Origin of the sequence: Nonomuraea sp. NPDC026600 (assembly GCF_040638335.1) — a bacterium.
Lineage (GTDB): Bacteria > Actinomycetota > Actinomycetes > Streptosporangiales > Streptosporangiaceae > Nonomuraea.
Genome location: NZ_JBEZYD010000006.1, coordinates 242,957 through 259,046, shown reverse-complemented (window position 1 = coordinate 259,046; position 16,090 = coordinate 242,957). Strand labels below are relative to the sequence as shown.

At 70.2% G+C, this 16,090-nt stretch carries 18 protein-coding genes; 14 read left to right on the top strand and 4 right to left on the bottom strand.

From position 1 onward, the window contains the following. The first annotated feature begins 123 nt into the window (after positions 1-123). Both AB0F17_RS16910 and AB0F17_RS16905 read left to right on the top strand, forming a co-directional pair. Positions 124-1,626, top strand: a complete 1,503-nt coding sequence (locus AB0F17_RS16910; protein WP_358023085.1) for an alpha/beta hydrolase — start codon at positions 124-126, stop codon at positions 1,624-1,626. A gap of 15 nt (positions 1,627-1,641) precedes the next feature. Beyond that, the gene (locus tag AB0F17_RS16905) at positions 1,642-2,385 is read left to right on the top strand and encodes a maleylpyruvate isomerase family mycothiol-dependent enzyme (protein WP_358023082.1); all 744 of its coding nucleotides are present in this window, start codon (positions 1,642-1,644) and stop codon (positions 2,383-2,385) included. Positions 2,386-2,515: 130 nt separating this feature from the next. On the opposite strand, the gene AB0F17_RS16900 is transcribed toward AB0F17_RS16905, so the two are convergent. The 3 genes from AB0F17_RS16900 to AB0F17_RS16890 all read right to left on the bottom strand — a co-directional run bounded on the left by AB0F17_RS16900 (position 2,516) and on the right by AB0F17_RS16890 (position 4,842). Beyond that, positions 2,516-2,875, bottom strand: a complete 360-nt coding sequence (locus AB0F17_RS16900; RefSeq protein ID WP_358023079.1) for a VOC family protein — start codon at positions 2,873-2,875, stop codon at positions 2,516-2,518. A gap of 77 nt (positions 2,876-2,952) precedes the next feature. Further along, positions 2,953-3,681: a YafY family protein gene (locus AB0F17_RS16895; protein ID WP_358023076.1), complete on the bottom strand. Its 729-nt coding sequence runs from the start codon at positions 3,679-3,681 to the stop codon at positions 2,953-2,955. A gap of 141 nt (positions 3,682-3,822) precedes the next feature. Continuing rightward, entirely contained in the window at positions 3,823-4,842 is a 1,020-nt protein-coding gene (locus tag AB0F17_RS16890; RefSeq protein WP_358023072.1) for a PHP domain-containing protein, read from the bottom strand. Between the two features lie 168 nt (positions 4,843-5,010). Here AB0F17_RS16890 and AB0F17_RS16885 point away from each other — a divergent pair, with 168 nt between their 5' ends. The 9 genes from AB0F17_RS16885 (at position 5,011) to AB0F17_RS16845 (ending at position 13,125) form a co-directional block, all read left to right on the top strand. After that, positions 5,011-5,358 (top strand): hypothetical protein, encoded by a 348-nt coding sequence (locus tag AB0F17_RS16885; RefSeq protein WP_358023069.1) that lies wholly within the window; start codon positions 5,011-5,013, stop codon positions 5,356-5,358. Positions 5,359-5,360: 2 nt separating this feature from the next. After that, positions 5,361-6,509, top strand: coding sequence for a glutathionylspermidine synthase family protein (locus AB0F17_RS16880; RefSeq protein WP_358023066.1), 1,149 nt, complete (start codon positions 5,361-5,363; stop codon positions 6,507-6,509). Continuing rightward, positions 6,506-6,937: a DUF350 domain-containing protein gene (locus AB0F17_RS16875; protein WP_358023063.1), complete on the top strand. Its 432-nt coding sequence runs from the start codon at positions 6,506-6,508 to the stop codon at positions 6,935-6,937. Before AB0F17_RS16880 ends, AB0F17_RS16875 begins: the two co-directional genes overlap by 4 nt. A 71-nt stretch (positions 6,938-7,008) precedes the next feature. Then, the gene (locus AB0F17_RS16870; protein WP_358023859.1) at positions 7,009-8,133 is read left to right on the top strand and encodes a helix-turn-helix domain-containing protein; all 1,125 of its coding nucleotides are present in this window, start codon (positions 7,009-7,011) and stop codon (positions 8,131-8,133) included. 103 nt (positions 8,134-8,236) lie between these two features. Beyond that, entirely contained in the window at positions 8,237-9,133 is an 897-nt protein-coding gene (locus tag AB0F17_RS16865) for an ACP S-malonyltransferase (protein ID WP_358023061.1), read from the top strand. Beyond that, the gene (locus tag AB0F17_RS16860; protein WP_358023058.1) at positions 9,130-10,086 is read left to right on the top strand and encodes a beta-ketoacyl-ACP synthase III; all 957 of its coding nucleotides are present in this window, start codon (positions 9,130-9,132) and stop codon (positions 10,084-10,086) included. The genes AB0F17_RS16865 and AB0F17_RS16860 overlap by 4 nt, the downstream gene beginning before the upstream one ends. Positions 10,087-10,174: 88 nt before the next feature. Further along, positions 10,175-10,414, top strand: coding sequence for an acyl carrier protein (locus AB0F17_RS16855; protein ID WP_214635708.1), 240 nt, complete (start codon positions 10,175-10,177; stop codon positions 10,412-10,414). Positions 10,415-10,467: 53 nt separating this feature from the next. Next, positions 10,468-11,700, top strand: a complete 1,233-nt coding sequence (gene fabF / locus AB0F17_RS16850; protein ID WP_358023055.1) for a beta-ketoacyl-ACP synthase II — start codon at positions 10,468-10,470, stop codon at positions 11,698-11,700. Next, the gene (locus AB0F17_RS16845) at positions 11,701-13,125 is read left to right on the top strand and encodes a carboxyl transferase domain-containing protein (RefSeq protein WP_358023052.1); all 1,425 of its coding nucleotides are present in this window, start codon (positions 11,701-11,703) and stop codon (positions 13,123-13,125) included. 171 nt (positions 13,126-13,296) lie between these two features. On the opposite strand, the gene AB0F17_RS16840 is transcribed toward AB0F17_RS16845, so the two are convergent. Further along, positions 13,297-13,791, bottom strand: coding sequence for a DUF3145 domain-containing protein (locus AB0F17_RS16840; RefSeq protein ID WP_358023049.1), 495 nt, complete (start codon positions 13,789-13,791; stop codon positions 13,297-13,299). 175 nt (positions 13,792-13,966) lie between these two features. Between AB0F17_RS16840 and AB0F17_RS16835 the strand changes: the two genes are divergently transcribed. The 3 genes from AB0F17_RS16835 to AB0F17_RS16825 all read left to right on the top strand — a co-directional run bounded on the left by AB0F17_RS16835 (position 13,967) and on the right by AB0F17_RS16825 (position 16,034). Continuing rightward, entirely contained in the window at positions 13,967-14,980 is a 1,014-nt protein-coding gene (locus AB0F17_RS16835; protein ID WP_358023046.1) for a S8/S53 family peptidase, read from the top strand. Positions 14,981-15,054: 74 nt separating this feature from the next. Then, positions 15,055-15,591, top strand: a complete 537-nt coding sequence (locus tag AB0F17_RS16830) for a sigma-70 family RNA polymerase sigma factor (RefSeq protein WP_358023043.1) — start codon at positions 15,055-15,057, stop codon at positions 15,589-15,591. Then, positions 15,588-16,034, top strand: coding sequence for a hypothetical protein (locus tag AB0F17_RS16825; protein WP_214635702.1), 447 nt, complete (start codon positions 15,588-15,590; stop codon positions 16,032-16,034). The genes AB0F17_RS16830 and AB0F17_RS16825 overlap by 4 nt, the downstream gene beginning before the upstream one ends. The last annotated feature ends 56 nt before the right edge of the window (positions 16,035-16,090 follow it).

The following is a 16,090-nucleotide window of genomic DNA, read 5'->3' as shown; positions in this document are numbered from 1 at the left end:
CGCGAGGGCGTCGCCCTTTCCGGCCGACACGCTGGGGAGGGGTACGTGCCACCTCGCTCCATTGGTACGGACTCGCGTATTGTGGGGAAAACTTCCCCCTGAGAGTCCTAGGGGGAGATGGAAATGCGACGCGTCCTAGCCGCTGTCACGCTGGCCACAACGGCCGCCGCCTGCATGAGCGCACCGGCGAAACCGGCCGTCGATGGGGATGTCGGCGCCGCCCAGCAGATCGCCTGGGGACCGTGCACGGACATCAAGCGGCCCAACGGACAGAAGCCGGCCAGGCAGGACACCTCCGTGCGTTGCGGGAAACTGGCCGTGCCCCTCGACTACGCCAAACCCGATGGCGACAAGATCGATATCGCGCTCATCAAAGTCCCCGCCACCGACCAGAACAAGCGGCTGGGCTCGCTGGTGTTCAACTTCGGCGGTCCGGGCGGCTCCGGCGTCGACACGCTCGACCAGGCCGCCAAGTCGCTGTCCAGCCTGCGTACCCGCTATGACCTGGTCAGCTTCGACCCGCGCGGCGTCGAGCGGAGCTCGGGGGTGCGGTGCGGCGACGCCGCGGAAATGGATCGGTTCGTGTCCCTCGACACGCTGCCCGACACCGAGCAGATCCGCGAGGAGGGCGACGCGGCCAACAAGGAGTTCGCCGAGCTCTGCGAGAAGGACTCCGGCAAGATCCTGCCGTACGTCGGCACGGTCAGCACCGCCCGCGACATGGACCGGCTGCGCGCCGCGGTGGGCGACGCGAAGCTCAACTACTTCGGCATGTCGTACGGCACGCAGCTCGGCGCGGTGTACGCCACCGAGTTCCCCAAGAGGGTCGGCCGTACGGTGCTCGACGCCCCGCTCGACCCCACGGTCACCTTCGAGCAGCGCACGCTGGCCCAGACCCGCGGCTTCCAGCAGGCGTACGAGAGCTTCCTGAAGGACTGCGTCAAGGACACCTGCGAGGTCGGCCAGGACGTGGCGACGGCCAGCGCGAACGTCGACCGGCTGATGAGCCGGCTCGCCGCCAAGCCGCTCAAGGTCGGCGATCGGGACCTCACCCAGGGCCTGGCCGCCACCGGCGTCGCCGCCGCCCTCTACTCGCAGTTCGCCTGGCCGTTCCTGGGCAACGCGCTCGGCGCGGCGCTCAAGGGCCAGGGGCAGGCGCTGCTCTACCTGGCCGACTCCTACACCGGCAGGTCGCCGGAGGGCACGTACTCCACGCAGATGACCAGCTTCCCGGCGATCACCTGCGTCGACACCTCCGAACGGCCCGACGAGGCCACGCTGCGGCGCACCGAGGACGCGGCCGTGAAGCTGTCGCCGCTGTTCGGCAGCGAGGGCGCGGGCGGGCTGTGCAGCGTCTGGCCGGTCAAGGGCAGCGATGAGGCCAAGCACGTCGACGCGACGGGTTCGGGGCCGATCGTGGTGGTGGGCGGCAAGGGCGACCCGGCCACCCCGTACGAGTGGGCGCCCAAGCTGACCGCGCAGCTCAAGACGGCCACGCTGGTCACGTACGAAGGCGAGGGGCACGGCTCGTATCTGTCGGGCAACAAGTGCGTCAAGCGGTTCGTCGACTCCTACCTGCTGGCCGGCAAGGTGCCCGAGAAGGGTGCCTCCTGCAAGGCGGTCTGACCTAGGCTCGGTCCCGTGACGGACTATTGCCCACAAATGGAGAGCGAGATCGCCCGGCTGGCCGAGCTGGCCACCGGCTCCGATCCCGCTACTCCGGTACCGCCCTGCCCCGGCTGGACCCTGGCGGACCTGATCACGCACGTCGGCTCCCTGCACCGGTGGGTGGCGCACATCGTGGAGACGCGGCGGCAGGAGCCGATCTGGCCCCGCCAGGTGCCCAACGGCCTGGCGGAGGGGCAGCGCGGCGATCCGGCCTGGCTGCTGGCGGGCGCTCGGGAGCTGGTCGCCACGCTGCGGGCGACGGACCCGGACACGCCGGTCTGGACCTGGGGCGGCGACCGGCGCGCGAGCTGGTGGGCCCGGCGGATGCTGTTCGAGCTGGTCGTCCACCGCTGTGACGCCGAGCTCGCGGCCGGCGTGGAGCCCGTCGTCGCCGCGCCGGTCGCGATCGACGGGATCGAGGAGTTTCTGGACTTCCTGCCGCACGCCTCCTGGGTCACCAAGCTGCTGGCGGAGCTCGGCGCGGAGGGGGCCACGATCCACCTCCACGCCGGCGACGCCGACGGCGAATGGACCCTCACCCAGGGCCCGGCGGGCCGGATCACCTGGGCGCGGGGCCACGCGAAAGGTGACGTCGCGGTCCAGGCCCCGGTGAGCGACCTGCTGCTCATGTTGTACGGCAGGCGCTCCCCCGACGCGCTGACCGTCCACGGCGACCGCGCCTTCCTGGAGCGCTGGCTGACGGCCGCCTCTCTATGAATGAGGCCCTGGACGCGCCGCCACTCGGCGGTCGGCAGCGGGTCCAGGGCGGGTGACCGCTCGCCAGAGCGGCTCGCGCGTGTGCCCGGTCAGCGGGGAAGGTGCCTTCCTGGGTGCACGCCCGGCCGGGTCACCTGCGGTGGAAGATCCCGAAGAGGTTGCCCGAGCTGTCCTGAAGGTAGGCGAAGTCGGTGCCCGCGCCGTCATTGATGATCTTCGCGACGACCTTGCCGCCGAGCGACTCGGTCTCGTGGCACTTCTGCTCCACGTCGGCCACCTGCACGTGGAAGATCGCGTGGCCGGGGAGCTCGCCCTTGGTGTTGTAGAGGCCACCACGGGGCTGCTCACCACCGGGATAGCCGATCATCCGGTAGTCGATCGGGCCGCCCTCGGAAGCACCGAACGTCCAGCCGAACAGGCCGCCGTAAAACTGCTGGGCACCTTCGGGGTCGTCGGTCGCGACCTCGAACCAGGTAACCGTGTTGTCCATAGTCGTCTCCCTTGTTTCTCGAACAAGACAACGATCTAACGGCTTGGCGACAACCCTATGTCGGTGTTTTCGATTGATTAATCGAGCATCGTGCCGTGCACGATCATCTCCGGAACGTCGGGGGCGAACCCTTCGAGCGGCCGGTCGGGGCAGCGCTCGGCGGTGACCGACGCCGCGGCGATCCGGTCGAGCCGGAAGACCCGCACGTCATCGCGCAGGCGGCACCACGCCACGAGATACCAGAAACCGCCGCGACCGCCCAGATACACCCCGGGCTCGACGTCGCGCGAGGTCAGCGCGCCCTTCGCGTCGGCGTAGTCGAGCCTGAGCACGCGGCGGCGCAGCAGGGCCTCCTCGATCGCCCGGGAGATGCCCTCGGCGCCCAGCGGCTGGATCTCGGCACCCGGCTCGGGTGGCTCGGCGATCATCTGCACCCGTCGCGCCAGCTCCCTGGCCAGCTCGCCCTCCGGCCCCGGCATGGCCGCGACCACCTTGCGCAGCGCGCTGCGCGCCTGCCTGCCGAAGGGCTGGTCGCCCGCCCGGCTCAGCGCCACGGCGATGGCGACCGCCTCGGCGGGGGTGAAGTTGAGCGGGGGCAGCGACATCTTCTTGTCGATCGCGTAGCCGCCCTTGCGCCCCGGCTCGGCGTAGATCGGCACCCCTGACTCCTGCAGCGCGGTGATGTCGCGCTCGATCGTGCGCGCACTGACCTCGAACCGCTTGGCCAGCTCCCGGGCGGAACGGCAGCGTGGCGAGATCGCGCGCAGGTCCTCGACGAGCGCGTACAGCCGGTCGGTACGGTTCACACCCGCGACGTTACGCCGCGCCACCGACAATCGCGCGCCCCAAGCCCCTACCAGGCAGGCGATCCCGCTTCAAGCGTGACACGCCGGAAGAGTTCCGGCGTGACGCGCGAGCAGAATTCGGGCGTCACACGCCGGAAGGGTTCAGGCGTGCCGCGCCAGCAGATCGGCGAGCGGCCAGGTGTTGACGATCCGCGCCGCCTCGATGCCACACCGGGCGGCCCGTTCGCAGCCGTGGCGCTGCCAGTCGAGCTGGCCGGGCGCGTGCGCGTCGGAGTCGATCGCGAAGTCGCAGCCCATCTCGTAGGCCAGCCGCAGCAGCCGTTTCGGCGGGTCGAGCCGGTCGGGCCGCGAGTTGATCTCGACCGCGACCCCGAACCGGCGGCACGCCTCGAAGACCAGCTCGGCGTCGAAGTCCGACTCCGGCCGGACCCGGCCCCGCCGGCCGCCCGCCTGCACGACCCGTCCCGTGCAGTGGCCGAGCACGTCCACGTGCGGGTTCGCGATCGCCGTCACCATCCGCCGCGTCATCTCATGGCCGCTCATCCGCAGCTTGGAGTGCACGCTGGCCACCACGACGTCGAGCCGCTCCAGCAGCTCGGGCTCCTGGTCGAGCGTGCCGTCGAGGTTGATGTCGACCTCGACGCCGGTCAGGATCCTGAACGGCGCGAGCCGCTCGTTGAGCCGTTCCACCTGGTCGAGCTGCCTCCTGAGCCGGTCGGCGGACAGTCCGCCGGCCACGGTCAGACGGGGCGAGTGGTCGGTCAGCGCCCAGTACTCGTGGCCGAGCACCTCGGCCGCCCCGGCCATCTCCTCGATCGGCGAGCCGCCGTCGGACCAGTCCGAGTGGCTGTGCAGGTCGCCCTTGAGCGCCGCCCTGAGCGCCGCGGTCTCGTCGTCGAGGTCGGCGCCCTCGGTGGCGCGCATCCGGCGCAGGTAGGTGGGCACGTCGCCGTCCAGCGCCTCGGTGATCGCCAGGGCGGTGACCTTGCCGATGCCCGGCAGCTCGGTCAGGCCGCCCACCCGTGCCAGCCGTACCAGCTCGTCGTGGGGCAGCTCGGAGACGACGACGGCGGCGTTGCGGAAGGCGCGTACGCGGTAGGTGGGCTCGCCGGCCCGTTCGAGCAGGAAGGCGATCTCGCGCAGCGCCTCGACCGGTGTCATGTGTTGATACGTACCCAAGCCGATTGCAAGCTGCCGGTTGTAGACATTGAACCGGCAGGAGCTGCGCCTATAGGCTGTTCGGCCAATGAAAGCAGGAGCTTGATGGGATACTCGCCGCCCGTGCCGCCTCCCCCGCCGGAGGCCCCAAAGCGGTCGAAGGCGTCGAAGGTGATCACCCTGTCCGTCCTCGGCGTCGTGTCCGTCCTTTTGGTGGGCTACTGCTCGGCCCAGAACGACGACGACGTGACCGCCGACTGCGTCGACATGAACAACCAGCTGAGCGACGGCTCGTACGAGATCGTCGACGAGTCCCTCTGCGACGATGACGACGACGGCTCCACCCACTTCTACGGCGGTTCGCGCGGCGCCTACCACTGGTACTACGGCGGCACCAGGATCGGCACGCACGTGCGCTCCGGCACCAGCTACCGCCCCTCCGACACGAACATCTCCAGCCGCAACGGCCGCTCCATCCAGCGTGGCGGCTTCGGCAGCCACTGGAGCGGCGGAGGCTGACGGTGCGGCGCGAACACGGCGCTCCCAGGGACGGCTGGGAGAAGACGATCGAGAGCCAGGGCCTGGCCTACCACCGAGCCGCCCACCCGGAAGGACTCACCCGGCCCTACTGGGACGAGTCCATCCACTACGTCTTCTCCCTGGCGGAGGTGGAGGAGCTGGAGGAGCAGGTCGAGGAGCTGCACGGGATGTGCCTGCGCGCCGTGGAGCACGTCGTCTCGACCGGGCGCTACGCCGACTTCGCCATCCCCTCCTGGGCGGAGGGGGACGTGGCGCGCTCCTGGGAGCGGCGCGACCCGCACCTGTACGCCCGCTTCGACCTGCGCTACGACGGCACGGGCCCGGCCAAGCTGCTGGAGTACAACGCCGACACGCCCACCTCGCTGGTCGAGTCGTCGGTGGCGCAGTGGTTCTGGCTCAAGGACGTCCATCCCGACGGCGACCAGTGGAACTCCATCCACGAACGGCTCATCGACCGCTGGCGCGAGCTGACCCTGCCCACGGGGCCGATCCACTTCGCCTGGACGAACATGGACGAGACCGGCGAGGAGGCGATGACCCTGGCCTACCTCCAGGAGACCGCCGAGCAGGCCGGGCTGAGCACGGTCGCCGTCGCCATGGAGGACATCGGCTGGGACGCGCTCAACCGCCGCTTCGTCGACGTCGAGGAGGGGATGATCCGCTCGGCGTTCAAGCTCTACCCGTGGGAGTGGATGCTGGCCGACCCGTTCGGGCGGCACGCCGTACGGCACGCGACCTGGATCGAACCGCTGTGGAAGACGCTGCTGTCGAACAAGGCGCTGCTGGCCGTCCTCTGGGAGCTCTATCCGGGCCATCCCAACCTGCTGCCCGCCTACCTCGACGGCCCCCGCGACCTGGACTCCTACATCGCCAAGCCGCTCCTGGGCAGGGAGGGCGCGTCGATGCGCATCGTCACGCCGGACGGCACCCAGGAGACGCCCGGGTCCTACGGTCAGGAGGGCTACGTCTTCCAGGGGTTCGACGCCCTGCCCGACTTCGAAGGCGAGCGGCCGGTGCTCGGCGCCTGGGTGATCGCCGACGAGGCCGCCGGATTGGGTATCAGGGAGACTACAGGCCTGATAACCGATGACACCTCTTCCTTCGTACCTCACCGAATCGAGCACCCATGACCCTGCTGGAGACTCTCGCCCGCGGCGCGGGCGCCATCGCCGCCTACGCCGCCGTAGGCGTCGTGCTGCTGATCGTCGGCTTCTACGTGATCGACCTCGCCACGCCCGGCAAGCTGAGCTCGATCATCCGCACCGAGCGCAACCCCAACGCCACGCTGCTGGCCACCTCGGCGCTGGCCGCGGTGGGCCTGATCGTCGCGGCCTCCATCTGGTCGTCGGGCGGCCGGCTCACCGAGGGCCTGGCGGGCACCGCCGTCTTCGGGCTGGTCGGCATCGTGGTGCAGACCGTGGCCATGCTCATCTTCGACAAGCTGGTCGGCATCTCGGTACGCGACCTGGTCAAGGAGCCGGAGCTGCAGCCGGGCGCCCGGCTGCTCGCCGTCACCCATGTGGCCATCGGGCTCATCACCGCGGTCGCGGTCATCTGATTCGACCTGGCACTCTAGGAGGCGTGACAGACCGGACCCGGGAGGACACCACGCGCAGGCTGGAGCGGGCCATGGGCTCGCTCGGCACGGCGGCCATGGCCCGCATGGACGATCAGCTCTCGTGGTTCCGCGCCCTCAGCGCCGAGGACCGCTCCTGGGTGGGCCTGGTGGCGCAGGCCGGCATCGCCGCGTTCGTGGAGTGGTTCCAGCACGCGGGCGAGAACCGGCCCACGCCCAGCATCGAGTTCTTCGGCACCGCGCCACGCGAGCTGAAGCGGTCGATCTCGCTCCAGCAGACCGTCGACATCGTCAGGATCGTCGTGGAAGTGGTCGAGGCGCAGACCGACGAGCTGGCTGCGCCGGGCGGCGAGGACCAGCTCGAGCAGGCCATGCTCCGCTACACCCGCGACGTGGCCTTCGCCGCCGCACACGTCTACGCCCGCGAGGCCGAGGCCAGGGGCGCGTGGGACGCCCGGCTGGAGGCGCTGATCGTCGACGCGCTGGTGCGCGGCGAGGTCGACGACGGGCTGCACTCCTGGGCCGCCGCGCTGGGCTGGACCTCCTCCCCCGTCGTCGTGATCGCGGGCCGCGCCCCCGAGGACGACCCGCGCGCGGTGATCGACGGGCTGCGCGAGAAGGGCCGCCGCATCGGCATGGACCTGCTCGCCGGGGTGCAGGCCGACCGGCTGATCGTGATCGTGGGCGGCGCCGACAGCGTGGACGCCGCGGCCAAGCAGGTGGTGGCCCGCTTCGGGGAGGGCTCGATCGTCATCGGCCCGGAGGTGCCCGACCTGCACGCCGCCGCCAGATCGGCCAAGGCGGCGCTGGCCGGGCTGAAGGCGTCGTCCGGCTGGCCCGACGCCCCCCGCCCGGTGCACGCCGAGGACCTGCTCGCCGAACGGGCGCTCGACGGCGACGACGACGCCAGGGAGCAGCTCATCGAGAACGTGTACCTGCCCCTCGCCGGCACGCCGCTTCTCGATACGCTGGCCACCTACCTGGAGCAGGGCACCTCGCTGGAGGCCACGGCCCGGCTGCTGTTCGTCCACCCCAACACCGTCCGCTACCGGCTCAAGAAGATCACCGAGCTGACCGGCTACCAGCCGACGGAAGGCAGATCGGCCTTCACCTTGCAGGTGGGACTGATTCTCGGCAGGCTCTCGGAGAGCGCCGTTACCTGGCGGGCCCTAACGTAACAACGCCGAAACCCCCACTGTAGGATTCCTACAAACCTCCTTGGATGAAGTTCGTACGGATCCTTATCCTCGTGTTGGACTTCTACAGGGCAGTGTGGATTTTGTGCTTGTACTCGTCGCTCCGGGCCAAGGTGCCCAGACTCCAGGCTTCCTGACACCCTGGCTCGAACTCCCCGGCCTCGCGGATCGGCTGACCGCGTGGTCCGAGGTGGTGGGCCTCGATCTGATCACGTACGGGACCAAGGCCGACGCCGACGAGATCCGCGACACCGCGGTCGCCCAGCCCCTGCTCGTAGCCGCCGCGCTGGCCGCGGCCGAGGCGCTCGGCGCGACCCCCGACCTGCTGGCCGGCCACAGCGTCGGCGAGTTCGCCACGGCGGCGCTGGCCGGGGTGCTGACCCCCGAGCAGGCCCTGACGCTGGTACGCGAGCGCGCCCAGGCCATGGCCAAGGCCGCCGCCGTCACCGAGACCGGCATGACCGCGGTGCTCGGCGGTGTGGAGGCCGACGTGCTGGCCGCCATCGACAAGCACGGCCTGACCCCCGCCAATGTCAACGGCGCCGGCCAGATCGTCGCCGGCGGCACGTTGGAGCAACTGGCCGCCTTCAAGGCGGACGCGCCGGCCCGGGCCAGGCTGATCGCGCTCTCCGTCGCGGGCGCCTTCCACACCGAGCACATGGCCCCGGCCGTCGAGCACCTGCGTGCGGCCGCCGAGGGCATCGCCCCCGCCGACCCGCGGGTCAAACTGCTGTCCAACGCCGACGGCCAGGTCGTCACCGACGGCGCCGTGCTGATGCGGCGCCTGATCGACCAGGTCAGCAACCCCGTCCGATGGGACCGCTGCATGGCCACGATGGCCGACCTCGGTGTCACCAGGATGATCGAGCTGCTGCCGGGCGGCACGCTGACCGGCCTGGCCAAGCGCGGGCTGCGGGACGTACGGACCGTGGCGCTGAAGACCCCAGACGATCTCGACGCGGCCAGGGAGCTGACCAAGTGAAGATTCCCGACATCGCCCCGGGCGCCAAGGTGCTGGCCCTCGGCCACTACCAGCCGTCCAATGTCGTCACCAACGACGACCTGGCCAAGACGATCGAGACCAACGACGAGTGGATCCAGTCGCGGGTCGGCATCAAGGAACGCCGGATCGCCGGTCCGGCCGAGTCCGTCGAGGACATGGCGGTGCAGGCCGGTGGCAAGGCGCTGGCCGCCAGTGGCCTGTCGGCCACCGACATCGACCTGGTCATCGTCGCCACCTGCACGTTGGAGACGCAGATCCCCAACGCCGCGGCCGTCGTGGCCCACCGCCTCGGCATCCAGTCGCCCGGTGCGTTCGACGTGAACGCCGCCTGCGCCGGCTTCTGCTTCGCGCTCGGCGTCGCCAGCTCCGCGATCCGCGCCGGCTCGGCCAAGCACGTGCTCGTCATCGGCGCCGAGAAGCTGTCGCAGTGGATCGACTGGACCGACAGGTCCACCGCCGTGATCTTCGCCGACGGCGCGGGCGCCGCGGTGGTCGGCCCCTCCGACACACCCGGCATCGGGCCGGTAGTCTGGGGCAGCTCAGGTGACAAATCCGACGCGATCATCGTCAACGACCGCAATGACTCCCTCCACCAGGAGGGTCAGACAGTGTTCCGCTGGGCCACCACCGCGTTGCACCCGGTGGCCAAGGAGGCGTGCGAGCGTGCCGGGGTCGACCCGTCGGAGCTGGCCGCCTTCGTACCTCACCAGGCCAACCTGCGCATCATCGAGGCGATCGCGCGTAAGCTCGGCGCCGACCAGGCCGTCGTCGGGCGCGACATCGTGACCGCCGGCAACACCTCCGCCGCGTCCATCCCGCTCGCGCTCTCGCGCATGCTGGAACGTGGCGAGGTGCGTTCGGGTGAGCTCGCGCTCATCCTGGGCTTCGGCGCCGGCCTGACCTATGCGGGTCAGGTCATCGAGATTCCGTAAGATCCGGTACGGCTCCGTTCCGTACTCATCAGAACTTGTACGGCCGTAGCCGTACAGAACCCAGAAAAACCAAAGGAGAAATAGCGACATGGCTGCCACCGAGCAGGAGATCCTCGAGGGCCTCGGCAAGATCATCAACGAGATCACCGGGATCCCGGCGACCGACGTCACCCCCGAGAAGAACTTCGTGGACGACCTCGACATCGACTCCCTGTCCATGGTCGAGATCGCCGTGGCCGCCCAGGACGAGTTCGGCGTCGAGATCCCTGACGACCAGCTCAAGAACCTGAAGACGGTCAAGGACGTTCTCACCTTCATCCAGAACTGACGTCAGTCATCCACTGATCTCAGTTCCCAACTGATCGACAAGGAGCGCGAAACGTGAGTGCAAACCGGGTACGTGTCGTGGTCACCGGGCTCGGCGCGACGACGCCCGTCGGTGGAGACGTCACCTCGACCTGGTCGGCGCTCCTCGCCGGTCAGTCGGGCGTCAAGACCATCACCGAGGACTGGATCGACACCGTCCCCGTGCACTTCGCGGGGACGGCCGCGGTCGATCCGACCGAGGTGCTGCCCAGGCCCGAGTCCCGCCGCCTCGACCGCAGCGAGCAGTTCGCCATGGTCGCGGCCCGGGAGGCCTGGGCCGACGCGGGCGCCCCCGAGGTGGCGCCCGAGCGGCTCGGCGTCGTGGTGTCCTCCGGCATCGGCGGCATCACGACCACGCTGACCGCCTACGACACCTACAAGGAGCGGGGCTGGAACCGGCTCTCGCCCTTCACGGTGCCGATGCTGATGCCCAACGGCCCGGCCGCCTGGATCGGCATCGATCGCGGCGCCCAGGCCGGCGTGCACGCCACCGTTTCGGCCTGCGCGTCCGGCGCGGAGGCCATCGGCTACGCGATGGACATGATCAGGTCCGGCCGTGCCGACGTGGTGGTCGCGGGCGGCACCGAGGCGGCGATCCACGGCCTGAACGTGGCCGCCTTCGCCGCCGCGCGCGCCATGTCCACCCGCAACGACGACCCCGCGGGCGCCTCGCGGCCGTGGGACCGCGACCGTGACGGGTTCGTGCTGGGCGAGGGCGCGGGCATCATCGTGCTCGAGTCCGAGGAGTACGCCAAGGCGCGCGGCGCGCGGATCTACGCCTACGCGTCGGGTGTCGGCTACTCCGCCGACGCCCACCACATCACCAATCCTGAGCCGGAAGGCCGGGGCATCAGCATGGCGATGACCCAGGCGCTCACCGACGCGGGCGTCACCGGCCACGACGTCAAGCACGTCAACGCGCACGCCACCTCCACCCCTGCGGGCGACGTCATCGAGGTGCAGGCGGTGGCCAAGGCCATCGGCACGCACCCGCTGGTCACCTCGACCAAGTCCATGACCGGCCACCTGCTGGGTGGCGCGGGTGGCATCGAGTCCGTCTTCACGATCAAGGCGCTCCAGGAGCGCATCGTGCCGGCCACCATCAACCTCGACAGCCTCGACGACGGCATCGAGGTGGATCTCGTCTACGGCGCGAACCGCCCGCTGCCGCAGGGCGACATCGCCGCGGTCAACAACTCGTTCGGATTCGGCGGCCACAACGTGGCGGTCGTGTTCAAGGGGGCTTAAATGACTGTGCTCGACAATCGGGTTGTGACGCAGGGCTCCGAGCAGGAGCCCGCCGACCCCCGCGATCCGATCGTCCGGCTGACCGCGCTGCTCGACGAGGGCTCGGTGCGGCTGATCACTCCTGAGGACAGAAGCGGCGTACTCGCCGCCATGGGCCGCGTCGAGGGTGTCCCCGTCGTCGCCTTCTGCAGTGACGCCCGCTTCCAGGGCGGCGCGATGGGCAGCGAGGGCTGCGAGCACATCGTGCACGCCTACGACGTGGCCGTCCGTGAACGGGTGCCGGTCATCGGGATCTGGCACTCCGGCGGTGCGCGACTCGCCGAAGGCGTCGAGTCGCTGCACGCCGTCGGCCGGGTCTTCAGCGCGATGACCAAGGCCTCGGGCGTGGTGCCGCAGATCTCCGTGGTCGTCGGCCCCGCCGCCGGTGGCGCCGCCTACGGGCCGGCGCTGACCGACCTGGTGATCCTGGCCGACTCGGGCCGCATCTTCGTCACCGGGCCCGACGTGGTCCGCAGCGTCACCGGCGAAGAGGTCACCAGCGCCGCGCTGGGCGGCCCCGAGCCGCACAGCAAGCGCAGCGGCGTCGTCCACATCATCACCAAGACCGAGACCGACGCGCTGCTGCGCGCGCGGCAGCTCGCCGTGCTGCTCGGCCACCAGGGCCGGGTCCGCGGCACGGGCATCGACGAGGTCGACTTCTCCACGCTGCTGCCCGAATCGGCGCGGCGCGCCTACGACGTCAAGCCGCTGGTGAACGGCCTGCTCGACGAGCCGGGCATCGAGCTGCACCCCAAGTGGGCACCGAACATCGTCACGTCGCTGGGCCGCCTCGGTGGCCGGACGGTCGGTGTGATCGCCAACAACCCGATGCGGCTGGGTGGCTGCCTCGACGCCACGTCCGCCGAGAAAGCTGCCCGCTTCGTTCGTATGTGTGACGCTTTCGGCGTCCCATTGGTTGTCCTGGTAGATGTGCCCGGTTATCTCCCGGGTGTCGGACAGGAGCACGACGGCGTGGTCCGCCGTGGCGCCAAGCTGCTGCACGCCTTCGCCGAGGCGTCGGTGCCGCGCATCACGCTGGTCACGCGTAAGGCGTACGGCGGCGCGTACATCGCCATGAACTCCCGCGCGCTGGGCGCCACCAAGGTGTTCGCCTGGCCGACGACCGAGATCGCGGTCATGGGCGCGGTCGCGGCGGTGCGCATCCTGAAGCGGCGCGAGCTGGCCGCCGCCCCCGACGAGGAGCGGGCCGAGCTGGAGCAGCGGCTGGCCGACGAGCACGAGAAGCTGGCGGGCGGGCTCGAGCGGGCGCAGCAGCTCGGCGTGATCGACGAGGTCATCAAGCCGGAGGAGACCCGCGGCGCGATCGCCAAGGTCCTCGCCCAGGCCACCCCGGCCAGGGGCGCCCACGGCAACATCCCCCTGTAGTCAGGTGAAAGGGGCCCCGCACCTCATGGGTGCGGGGCCCCTTTCGTGTATTCAGCGGCATTCACGCAGTTCGGGCGGCCTTCACCTGTCCGGGCGGCTTTACGCGTTCGGGCGACTTTCACGCGTGCCACGGCGCGTGACTCAGCTCCGCGTGCCTCAGCGGCGCGTGTCTCAGACGGCGGCGTGCAGCCAGCGGACCGGCGCGCCGTCGCCCGCGTACCTGAACGGCTCCAGCTCCTCGTCCCACGGCCGGCCGAGCAGCTTGTCCAGCTCGTCCTCCAGCACCGCCCGTCCCTGGGCGGCCATCAGCATCGCGGTGCGGAGCCGGTCCTCGGGGATCATGATGTCCCCCGCGGCCCCGACGACCGCGCTGAAGGCGCCGAGCGTCGGCGTATAGGCATGACGGGACCCGTCGACCCCCTGTGAGGCGTCCTCGGTGACCTCGAACCGGACGCGCTGCCAGCCCATGAGGGAAGAGGTGATGGCCGCCGCGATGCCCGGACGACCTTCCCACTCCGCCTGTGCCCGCAGGACGTTGGGCGCGGCGGGTTGCGGCGTCCACGTCAGGTCCACGGGTACGCCAAGAACACCCGCGACCGCCCATTCAATATGTGGGCACAGCGCGGGCTGAGCTGAGTGGACGTAAAGCACGCCACAAGCAGACACCGGACCTCCCGATTCGGTACGAGGTGCGCCTTCCCCAACGGCCTCGCCCCGGGATGATCACAAGTGACTAGGGAGAGACTACCGTCGGTCGCAACCGGGCACCAGAGGGGGGCCATACCAACTTGGTGCGGCAGGGGCGTGTGACACGCGGGTGAGCGCGGAAAGATACCCGCTCATGGACATCCAATCTGTCGGCGAGTCGCTCATCCGGCCAGCTCAGATACTGACCGACCGCAGCGCGCTGTCCACCGCGGCTCGCTGGACCCAGGCCGTCGCCGACGCCGACGGCGTCTGCGTGATCCATCTGTCGCCTGGCGTCGACCCCATCGAGATCACCATGGACTTGCGGGAGCACGGCTTCCGGGCCTCCCCCAACCATGTGCTCGCCGGACAGCCGTTGTTCTGGGGCGGGCCGGCGTCGCGGCCGTTCCCCTCGCCGCCCGTTCCGTACAAACCGGGCAGAGCGCGCTCGCCCGTCGTCGTGGGACTGCTCGACACCGGGATCGCCGAGCACCCGTGGTGGGCCGACAGCGACTGGTACGACGACCAGCCGAGGGATGACGCCGAGCTGCTCGAGGGTCGCCAGGCGGGCCACGGCACGTTCCTCGCCGGCCTGCTGCTGCGGCAGGCGCCGGGCGCGGGGCTGCGCGTGTGGCGGGTGCTCGACGGGGACGGTGTCGGCGACGAGGCGGGCGTGGTCCGCGCCCTGAACCGGCTGCGCGAGAACCCGCCCCCGATCCTGAACCTGTCCTTCGGCTGTCATACCTTCGACGACCGGCCGCCTCCCCTGCTGAACGATGCGCTGCGGGGCCTGCCCGACACCGTCGCGGTGGCCTGCGCGGGCAACACCGCGAGCGACCGGCCGTTCTGGCCGGCCGCGCTGCCCGACGTCGTGGGCGTGGCCGCGCTCGACGCGACGCAGGAGCACCGGGCGCCGTTCTCCGCCTACGGCTCCTGGGTCAACGCGTGCGCCCGGGGCGAGTGGCTGGCCAGCAGCTTCCTGGAGCGCGACGAGTTCGCCGGGTACGCCGTCTGGAGCGGCACCTCCTTCGCAACGGCCCTGGTCGCGGGCACGATCGCCGAGGCCGCCAAGGACCTGCCGGCCAAGGAGGCCGCCGGGCGAGTCCTTGACCCTGAGACGACCCGGCAAATTCCCGATCTGGGAGTTCTCATCAGGTCGAGTCTGTAGAGTTTACGCTCAGTCCTCGGCCAATCACGAGGAGGCAGGGTGGCCTCCTCGTCCGTCACGGCGAAGGAGGCCGCATGCACGAGCCACGCGATCCGGCGGAGCTGCTCAAGGCCGCGGCCGAAGACGACCAGACGGCCTGGGACCAGCTTGAGTCCAGGTTCGGGCCGCGCATGTGGGCAGTCGCCCGCGCGTGCGGGCTGAACGTCACCGACGCGGCGGACGCGGTCCAGGGTGCCTGGCTGCGCCTGCTCGAAAACCTGCACACCATCAGGGAACCATCAGGCGTTGGCGCGTGGCTGGCGACGACCACGCGTCGTGAGGCGCTTCTGATCATCAGGAAGGAACCACCCGGATTTCCTTCCTTCGACGTCGTGCACGACCCTGATCCGGCGACTGTCGTCCTGGAGGCCGACGGCAGCCGTTTGCTGTGGAAGACGGTCTCCGCCTTGCACGAGCCTTGCCGTACCCTCCTCCAGCTGGTGGCGACGGATATGGGGAGCCAGCAGGTGGCGATGCGGCTCGGCATGCCCGTGGGCACCGTGGGTCCAACCAGGATCCGGTGCCTGGAAAAACTGCGCACCCTGATCTCACTACAGGAGACGGTGCAATGATCAACGACGAGTATTTCCTGGCGGCTCTCCGGCTCGCCGCCGGGAGTGATCCGATCCCTGGGCATGTTTCCGCCGCCGCACGTGATGCCTTCGGACTCCGGGTCTCTCAAGCGGTGACCGCCGCGCCTGCCGACTGCGCCGCAACCCGTGGCGTACGAGGCGGCGACGGTCCCGGCATGGTCCGCTTCGTCGCGGCCGGCCTCACCTTCGATCTGGAGGTGACGGTGGGCGACGGACTCATCGACGTCGCGGGACAAGTGTTCCCGCATCCTGGCGAGGGCAGCCACGTCGATGTGAGGACCCCGCATCTGACGCTCACCAGGCGTCTTGCGCGTACGGGCCAGTTCGCGGTCACCGGCCTGCCTCCGGGCTGGCTCAGCGTGGTCTGCCACCGGCCCGGTCTCGCACCCGTCCAAACCAGGTGGGTGCGCATCCGCCCATGATCACACGGGAGCCAGGTACCGCGTCCCACCCCCTGGCTCCCACCCCTCCCCTACGA

Excerpts from the sequence above, each read along its gene's own strand:
- AB0F17_RS16910 (WP_358023085.1), top strand. The coding sequence starts at position 124 with ATGCGACGCGTCCTAGCCGCTGTCACGCTGGCCACAACGGCCGCCGCC.
- AB0F17_RS16900 (WP_358023079.1), bottom strand. The coding sequence starts at position 2,875 with ATGGACAACACGGTTACCTGGTTCGAGGTCGCGACCGACGACCCCGAA.
- AB0F17_RS16890 (WP_358023072.1), bottom strand. The coding sequence starts at position 4,842 with ATGACACCGGTCGAGGCGCTGCGCGAGATCGCCTTCCTGCTCGAACGG.
- AB0F17_RS16875 (WP_358023063.1), top strand. The coding sequence starts at position 6,506 with ATGACCCTGCTGGAGACTCTCGCCCGCGGCGCGGGCGCCATCGCCGCC.
- AB0F17_RS16870 (WP_358023859.1), top strand. The coding sequence starts at position 7,009 with ATGGGCTCGCTCGGCACGGCGGCCATGGCCCGCATGGACGATCAGCTC.
- AB0F17_RS16855 (WP_214635708.1), top strand. The coding sequence starts at position 10,175 with ATGGCTGCCACCGAGCAGGAGATCCTCGAGGGCCTCGGCAAGATCATC.
- AB0F17_RS16845 (WP_358023052.1), top strand. The coding sequence starts at position 11,701 with ATGACTGTGCTCGACAATCGGGTTGTGACGCAGGGCTCCGAGCAGGAG.
- AB0F17_RS16835 (WP_358023046.1), top strand. The coding sequence starts at position 13,967 with ATGGACATCCAATCTGTCGGCGAGTCGCTCATCCGGCCAGCTCAGATA.
- AB0F17_RS16830 (WP_358023043.1), top strand. The coding sequence starts at position 15,055 with ATGCACGAGCCACGCGATCCGGCGGAGCTGCTCAAGGCCGCGGCCGAA.
- AB0F17_RS16825 (WP_214635702.1), top strand. The coding sequence starts at position 15,588 with ATGATCAACGACGAGTATTTCCTGGCGGCTCTCCGGCTCGCCGCCGGG.